Consider the following 7,532-nt stretch of genomic DNA (forward strand, 5'->3'; position numbering starts at 1 on the left):
CCCCCAAACTGCTTGGGCTTGATGGTCGTAAGATGAGTAAGTCATACAATAACTCGATCTATCTGTCCGAGACCGCTGAAGAAACTGCTGCCAAGATCAAAGGGATGGTTACTGATACCCAGCGTGTCCGCCGTGCTGATCCTGGCGATCCAGAACAGTGCGTTGCGTTCAACCTGCACCGGATATATGTCCCTCAGGACAAGCAAGATGAGATCATTCCTGCCTGTAAAAATGCCGAAATAGGCTGTGTAGACTGCAAAAAAATCCTTACTCAGTACCTGAATGAGCGTCTGGCCCCCTTTAGAGCGCGGCGTGAAGAGATCGCTCAAGACGCCTCATTTGTGGATGATTTGCTGGCTGAAGGCAGTCGCAAGGCAGCCCAGGTTGCCAGCAAGACCATGTTTGAAGTGCGGGCTGCATTACGGGTATAACCATGCCGCAAGCGGCTGAAACAGTGCCAACATCACTCTTTGAGGGGGCTGATCAGGGCTACAGCATCAAGCTGGACGCCTTTGAAGGTCCCCTTGATCTGTTGCTTCACCTGATCCGCAAAAACGAAGTGGATATCTATGATATCCCGATCGCCTTGATTACCCGCCAGTACCTTGATTATCTTAAATTGATGAAAGAGTTGAATCTGGACCTGGCCGGTGATTTTCTGGTTATGGCCTCAACACTGTTACAAATCAAGTCCCGCATGCTTTTACCGTTGCCTGAACCTGAAGAAGGAGAGGGTGAGGAGCAGGAGGATCCACGGGCAGAGTTGGTGCGTCGGCTGATTGAATATCAGCGCTATCGTGATGCAGGTCTTGAGCTTGGTACCAGGGAGTTGCTTGGACGTGAGGTCTTTGTTCGGCCCTGTGCTGACGGTTGCTGCCTGGAAGGTTTCATAACAGCTGATGATGGTCCACTAGAGTTGGATTTGTTTGAACTATCAGAGGCGTTTAACAAGCTGTTAGCGAGAATACCTACAGCTCGAGCCCATGAAGTAGCCGGTCAGGATGCCTTAAGTATTGTTGACGCCATTAATGAGATACTTTCCACGTTGGACGGTCATGAATCAATGGAGTTTGAGTCCCTGTTTCAGGATGATATGAGTAGGGAACGTATGATTGTTACTTTTCTCGCATTACTTGAGCTATGTAGGATTAAGTTGTTGAAAGTAATACAAAATAGTCGTTACGGAACTATTTATATCTTCCCGTCAGTAGCTGCAACTGACAATGATGGAGTTTCAGATGCACTTCCCTTCGCTTAATGCCATTATTGAAGGGTTACTGTTTGTCTCTGACGGTCCAATGACGTTAGACCGTTTAACCGAGCTTCTTCCTGATTATGAGCGCGCTTCGGTTCGTCTGGCAGTGCAGGAGTTGCGGGATGATTTTGAACAGCGTGGGGCAGGTGTGCACTTGGTGGAGGTCGCAGGAGGCTGGCAGTTGCGTACCGTGCCGGAGTTGATGCCGTATCTTTCCCGGATGGTCAAAGGTCGGCCAGCCCGTTTCTCCCAATCAGCCCTTGAAACGCTCGCTATTGTAGCCTACCGCCAGCCGATAACCCGTCAGGAGATTGAATATCTGCGTGGGGTCGATACCGGCGCGGTACTTAAAACCTTACTTGAAAAACGATTGGTTAAGATATTAGGTAAAAAGGATATTCCGGGCAGGCCTATTATATACGGTACCACCCGTGAGTTTTTAGAGGTCTTTAACCTCAAGGATTTGAAGGGCCTTCCTACACTGCGCGAAATACAGTCTCTGGATGAAGTGCCGATCTTTGAGGTTCAGGAAGAGCTGCCCCTGGGGGGAGAACAGCGAGGTGAGTCATGATCAGGCAACCAGCAGTGGCTGGTCAGTTTTATCCTGGCACTGAACAGGCATTACGCAGGGAGTTGCAACAGCTTATCCCTGAAAACAGCCTTAAACAGCAGGCTATTGGTGTGATTTCTCCCCATGCCGGATATATATATTCAGGCAGTATTGCAGGACAACTGCTTGCTGGCATTACCATACCACGCACCGTCATCATTCTCGGCCCCAATCATCATGGTATAGGCAGTCTGGCAGCTCTTTCGCCAGATGATGGCTGGCAAACCCCCTTAGGAACAGTACCAATTGAAAAACGCTTAGCCAGGTTGATACAGCAGCGACTGCCAGCTATTCAGAAAGATGCTGCTGTTCACCTTCGGGAACATTCGCTTGAAGTACAGGTGCCATTTTTGCAGTATCTACGTCCTGATGTCACTATTGTGCCGCTCTGCCTTGCTTTTAGTGATTATGCCGGTTGTGAAATTGTAGGAAGCGGTATTGCAGCTGCCATCAAAGAGTATGGAGAGCCGGTTCTAATTTTGGCCAGTTCTGACATGACCCATTATGAATCAGCTGAAAATGCCAAACTTAAAGACAATCTAGCACTCGAGCGTGCTTTGGCGTTTGATCCTAAAGGACTTGTAGCGGTGTGTCGTAGTAACCGGATTACCATGTGCGGGGGTAATTCCGGCTGCCACCATGCTGGTGGTAGCCAAAGAACTGGGGGCTAGCAAAGCAGAACTGGTTGCTTATGCTACCAGTGGTGAGGTCACAGGGGATTATCAACAGGTGGTTGCCTATGCCGCAGTAACTGTATTTTGAAACGATATTTTCTGAGTGGGACTGGCTACTGAGCGCCAGAAGGAGGTACCTATGGGCTTATCAGAATATTTATTTGTTTTTGCATTTTTTGGGGTGCCCGGTGTTTTGGGCGCATGGTTGGCTCGTACAAGAGGAAAGAGCCCCCTAGTCTGGGGGCTCCTATCTGCACCGTTTCCCTTTTTTATTTTTATCCTCTGGTTTCAGAAACCAACCCAAGAGGTTCCAGGACATTTTCGTAAATGTTTGACATGCGGTGCTGTTTATCCATGGAAACAGGATTTCTGCACCTACTGCGCTGCAAAATCAGAAGAATAATGATCTTATTCTATGCTTAACTCCATTGGTTTATCGTCTCTGGTAAGTAAAAAGTCAAAGGGGGGTAAGCCTCTTTGTAGCAGAATCTGAAGAATTCTGGGGCTAAGAATCTCTTTCTGGTTTTCCGAGGCAAACTTAAGAAAAATACGTAACAGCGCTTCAACCGCCTCAACCGGTTCGCCCTTGATGTCCTTAACCTGCTCGTCATCTCCCAGGGTAAACATGGCAGGGTAGGTGCCATCCGGCTTGAAGTACCCCATGATTCTATGTACCTCGTCTTCTCCCAACACTTCTTTTGTCTGAATCAAGATTTCATTGAGCGCTGCAATAAGGACGGGCATTTTTTCGCTGAGCGAGGCGATAATATCCAAACCTACTTGCAGTTCTTCCATTCTATTCATAAAGAGTTCAATCAGTTCTCCCTTGATCAATCCTCCATGTTGCGGCATTAAAGCAAGTGGTGCAGGATCAAGTGCGCGGATCTTCTTTATGGCCATTTTTATCGCTTCATTACTGGGCATATAAAGCTGGTGAAATGCCTTGATACCGGCCCAGTTGGCTTCAACGGCATGTAACCCAGATGCAGCGATGCCACCGAACAGGTCACCGGTAAAAAGGATTCGGGATTCAAGGTCATAGATCATGCAAGCCCCACGGAAGTGGCAGAATGGGGTAGGGATAAACTGAAGCTTATGACCTGTAGGCAGCACCACCAGTTGCCCCTGAACCTTGTCAACCGCCCGGAAAGGGGTTTGTGACATACCGTTCAGATTTGCCAGACGCCAAGTGTCTTCAGTGGCTATAACCGTGAGATTCTGATTCAGCTTGGTCAGCATCGGCAATACCCCAAGTACGTCAGGGTCTTGATGGTTGATAAAGGCCAGATTGATCTTGGCCAAGCCTCCGGGTAATACGGCTGATACCTTTTGGGACAGGCTATCCAGATCATTGGTTGGTCCTGGGTCTATCAGAAGCGTTCCTGTAGTACCATTGCCTTTGAAAATACGCAAAAAACTGTTTCGGCTTAGAAACGTTTTGGTGCCTGCACCTACCCAATAGACCCCTGGTGCAAGTTCACTGGCCTGGTCAAGGTTAATAAGATTTTCCATCTGATTTGGCTCCCTATGGATTGGTGATGATATTGTGTATTGAGTTGCTTGTAACGTTAATTGATCTCTTCAATATATCTGCCAAATTTTCTGTCTGAACCTGAAGATTTTAATTCAGTAGGGTGATTTACAGGCTTGCCATATAGGCGCTAGCAGTTGTGTGTCTTCATCCCGTATAACCGATGTGTGAGTTTACACATTACAGGAGACGTGTCAAACAGCAAAAAGCAGTTAAAAAATTATCTAACTTAATGAATTAATTGTTATTAATAAATTTGGTGTGGGTGATTATAAATTTGGCAGTGCCGGGAGGAGTAGTAGGTTTTTGAGTTTTTATGAGATACTTTTAAAATATTTCAAGGGCTTATATCAATAAACCCTTGAAAATTGAGTGCCATTTTTATTCAACCTTTGCAAATTTCCCTTTTTCACCACATTTTTCGCACTTTTGAGGTTTGCAGCGGCCTTCTTTACTGAAACCGCAGGCACATTTCCAGGTTGCCATCTGTGTATCACCTCCTTGTTATTATTTGATGCAGACCTTGCGAACCTCTTTAAGATCCGTAAGTCCCTGAAAGCACTTTAAGATACCATCCTGTTTCAGTGTAGTCATACCGTCATTAATAGCCTGTTTACGTATTGATTCAATCTCTGACTTACGTTTGATTAAAGTCTTCATCTCATCAGTACCTTTTAGTAGTTCATGGATACCCAGTCGTCCTTTATAGCCGGAATCACCACATTTAGCACAGCCAACCGCTTTGTGGAGCTTGATGGTGGCTGGATTGATACCGGTTTTTTTGAAGTCTTCAACACCATATTCCAGAATTATATCTTCCAGCTCTTTGCGGTCGGGCTGATATTCCTGCTTACAGTCACACAGGCGGCGACAGAGGCGCTGGGCCAGGATACAGAGAATGGCATCAGAGAAGGAGAATGGGTCAAGCTCCATATCAAGCAGACGGGTAACGGTTTCTGGGGCCGAGTTGGTGTGTAGGGTGGAGAAGACCAGGTGGCCTGTTAGCGATGATTCAACGCCAATCTCGGCTGTTTCCTGATCCCGCATTTCTCCCACCATGATTACATCAGGGTCAGCCCGCAGGAAGGAGCGCAGGGCCGCCGCAAAGGTAAAGCCGATCTTGGGATGAACCTGTACCTGACGCAGGCCCCGTTGGGTGATTTCAACCGGGTCTTCTGCTGTCCAGATCTTTGTTTCAGGTGTGTTGATGACAGATATGGCTGAGTGCAGAGTGGTGGTTTTACCGGAACCGGTAGGACCAACAACCAGTACCAGTCCATAGGGCTGGTTGATGCATTCAAGCAAGACTTTGCTGTTGCGTTCAGTAAGACCCAGTTTGTCGTAAGGCAGGGCAGCCTCTCCTGATGCCAGTACCCGCATGACCACATCTTCAAGCTGGCCTGCTGTGGGGACCGTTGCTACCCGCAGTTCAACATTTAACGGCCCGAACTTCTTGAAGTCAATTTTACCATCCTGGGGTTTGCGGCGCTCTGAGATATCCAGCCCACACATAATCTTGATCCGCGACGGGATGGCATATTTGTACTTGTAGGGAATCCGCTGGTATACCTTACAACGTCCATCAATCCGGGTACGGACAATTACGTCTTCCTTGCCTGGATAGGGTTCAATATGAATGTCAGAAACCTTTGCCTGAACTGCATCAATGATAATTTTATTGACCAGCTGGACAATCACACTATCCTGTTCAGATACTTTTGATGATTCTTGCTCTATCTCTGGTTCATCATTTGAATCCAGCTTGTTGATCAGTTCATCAATACTTCCACCTGATGACAGGGAGGCCCCTCGGTTGTAGAACAGACCGATATAACTCTGGATATCATCCCGGAAGGCCCCCACATAACTGATCCGTTTGTATTCCGGATAAATAAACTTGATCATATCTTGACGACCAAGATCTGTAGGGTCATCCATGATGATATACAGAACACCATTCTCGATTTTATACGGCACCCACCATTCTTTCATCAAACGATCCGGCTTGATCCGCTTTAGCAGCTCTTCTTCCATGGCGGGAGCTGCAGGTTCATATTTGATGAATTCTGTGCCAAAGAAGAGTGACAAGGCCTTGGCCATTTCTTCGCGGGGCACCTTGTATTCACGCATTAAAACCGCATCCAGGCCAAACTTTGAGACATCAGGGTGAACAGATGCTTTTTCAATTGATTTATCATCAAGAATGTTGCGATCCAAGAGATAGTTGTAGCGGCTGCGCTGGCGAATGATCTTGGTGGTTACCTGCAAGCGGTAGATGTTGTGAATGGCAATAGATAGAGAGGTCCCAAGTTCCAGGGCATAGGTGATGTCAGTATCGTCAAAAGGAGTACTGTTTTGTTTGTTAATAATCTGAATCACACCGATGAGCGTACGCTGAAACTTCATCGGTACGCACAGCACCTGTTTGGTGATAAAGCCGGTTTTTTGGTCCCAGGTGTTGTCAAACTTCAGGTTGGCGCTGATCATCCTCAGCTCATGTTCATCGTAGGCATCTCTAATATTTAGTACGGTTCCTGAAAGAGCGCAGTAGCCGGCCAGACTTGTATCGGAGATCGGCACTACGATCTGTTTGACCTCGGAACCAGACAAAACCTTTGATATCAAAAGATTGCGTTTGGCATCAGCAAGATAGATGGTGATCCGCTGGGCAGTAAACAAGGCAGCAATGCTGTCTTTGATATGAAGCAGTATAGTATTGAGATTATCAGCTGAATGGATCTCGTTAATCTTATCCATCAACCGTTTGCGGTACTCAAGCTGTTGTTTGAGCAGATTCATATCAGACGCTGGGGAGTGATCCATGGTTTAGTACTCCAGTATAGGGTAGGAGATCCAGTGGTGTGCCAGAATAATGCTAGAATAACAGATACCGCCTGATACTCAAGCGCTTGTTGCGGTATATTTTCAAGGTCAATGTTTGACTCATGCTGAAATACTGGTACAATCCCCGGAAAACTAAGTTGTTTATAATCCTCAGACTAAAAGACATCTGATACTTTTCTGGAGGCGTGTTATGAAAAAACTGTTGTTTATCCTGCTTGTTAGCATCGTTATTATGCCGGTTTTAGCGTTTGCAGCTCCGGTGGGAAAGATCACTGGTCTCACCGGTCAGGCCTACATGCGGTTTAAGGCCGGTGTTCCCTACACCCCTCTGGCCAAGGGTACTGCTGTTGCCACCGGCACCTGGATTAAAACGGGGGCAAAAGGCTGGGTTGAGCTGACCTTGAATGATAAAAGCAAGTTTACCCTGGCCAATAACACCGAGTTTGAGGTGACCAGCTTTCTGCTGACCAAAAACAAGCGGGAAGGCACTTTTAATCTTGCTGGAGGTAAGCTACGTGCCTCTGTGGTTAAATTTGGTGGCAAACAAAGTGGTATGACGGTTAAGAGCGGTACTGCCGTAGCTGGAATCAAGGGAACTGAATTCCTGATGCTTTCGCA

General features: G+C 47.0%; 9 protein-coding genes and 1 pseudogene. 7 read left to right on the forward strand and 3 right to left on the reverse strand.

Annotated elements, in window-relative coordinates; translation table 11 throughout:
- The 6 genes and pseudogenes from OEL57_RS11610 to OEL57_RS11630 all read left to right on the forward strand — a co-directional run.
- Window positions 1-431, forward strand: a pseudogene (locus tag OEL57_RS11610) (tryptophan--tRNA ligase); the annotation flags it as partial.
- 2 nt (window positions 432-433) lie between these two features.
- The gene (locus tag OEL57_RS11615; protein WP_300740696.1) at window positions 434-1,258 is read left to right on the forward strand and encodes a segregation and condensation protein A; all 825 of its coding nucleotides are present in this window, start codon (window positions 434-436) and stop codon (window positions 1,256-1,258) included.
- Window positions 1,239-1,826 (forward strand): SMC-Scp complex subunit ScpB, encoded by a 588-nt coding sequence (scpB, locus tag OEL57_RS11620; RefSeq protein WP_300740697.1) that lies wholly within the window; start codon window positions 1,239-1,241, stop codon window positions 1,824-1,826. Before OEL57_RS11615 ends, scpB begins: the two co-directional genes overlap by 20 nt.
- The gene (gene amrB, locus OEL57_RS11625; RefSeq protein ID WP_307726524.1) at window positions 1,823-2,536 is read left to right on the forward strand and encodes an AmmeMemoRadiSam system protein B; all 714 of its coding nucleotides are present in this window, start codon (window positions 1,823-1,825) and stop codon (window positions 2,534-2,536) included. Before scpB ends, amrB (OEL57_RS11625) begins: the two co-directional genes overlap by 4 nt.
- On the forward strand, window positions 2,505-2,627 hold the full coding sequence (gene amrB, locus OEL57_RS16860) for an AmmeMemoRadiSam system protein B (RefSeq protein WP_307726525.1): 123 nt from the start codon (window positions 2,505-2,507) through the stop codon (window positions 2,625-2,627). The genes amrB (OEL57_RS11625) and amrB (OEL57_RS16860) overlap by 32 nt, the downstream gene beginning before the upstream one ends.
- A 51-nt stretch (window positions 2,628-2,678) precedes the next feature.
- The gene (locus tag OEL57_RS11630; protein ID WP_300740698.1) at window positions 2,679-2,942 is read left to right on the forward strand and encodes a hypothetical protein; all 264 of its coding nucleotides are present in this window, start codon (window positions 2,679-2,681) and stop codon (window positions 2,940-2,942) included.
- A 5-nt stretch (window positions 2,943-2,947) separates the two neighbouring features.
- On the opposite strand, the gene OEL57_RS11635 is transcribed toward OEL57_RS11630, so the two are convergent.
- The 3 genes from OEL57_RS11635 to OEL57_RS11640 form a co-directional block, all read right to left on the reverse strand.
- Window positions 2,948-4,051: an MBL fold metallo-hydrolase gene (locus tag OEL57_RS11635; RefSeq protein ID WP_300740699.1), complete on the reverse strand. Its 1,104-nt coding sequence runs from the start codon at window positions 4,049-4,051 to the stop codon at window positions 2,948-2,950.
- A gap of 400 nt (window positions 4,052-4,451) precedes the next feature.
- Entirely contained in the window at window positions 4,452-4,556 is a 105-nt protein-coding gene (locus OEL57_RS16865) for an RCKP-type rubredoxin-like domain-containing protein (protein ID WP_078791502.1), read from the reverse strand.
- Between the two features lie 21 nt (window positions 4,557-4,577).
- Window positions 4,578-6,893: a GspE/PulE family protein gene (locus tag OEL57_RS11640; RefSeq protein ID WP_300740700.1), complete on the reverse strand. Its 2,316-nt coding sequence runs from the start codon at window positions 6,891-6,893 to the stop codon at window positions 4,578-4,580.
- 211 nt (window positions 6,894-7,104) lie between these two features.
- Here OEL57_RS11640 and OEL57_RS11645 point away from each other — a divergent pair.
- A partial coding sequence (locus OEL57_RS11645) for a FecR family protein (protein WP_300740701.1) occupies window positions 7,105-7,532 on the forward strand: 428 nt, incomplete at its 3' end.

The organism is Trichlorobacter sp. (assembly GCF_030247655.1).
In the GTDB taxonomy this organism is placed as follows: Bacteria; Desulfobacterota; Desulfuromonadia; order Geobacterales; family Pseudopelobacteraceae; genus Trichlorobacter.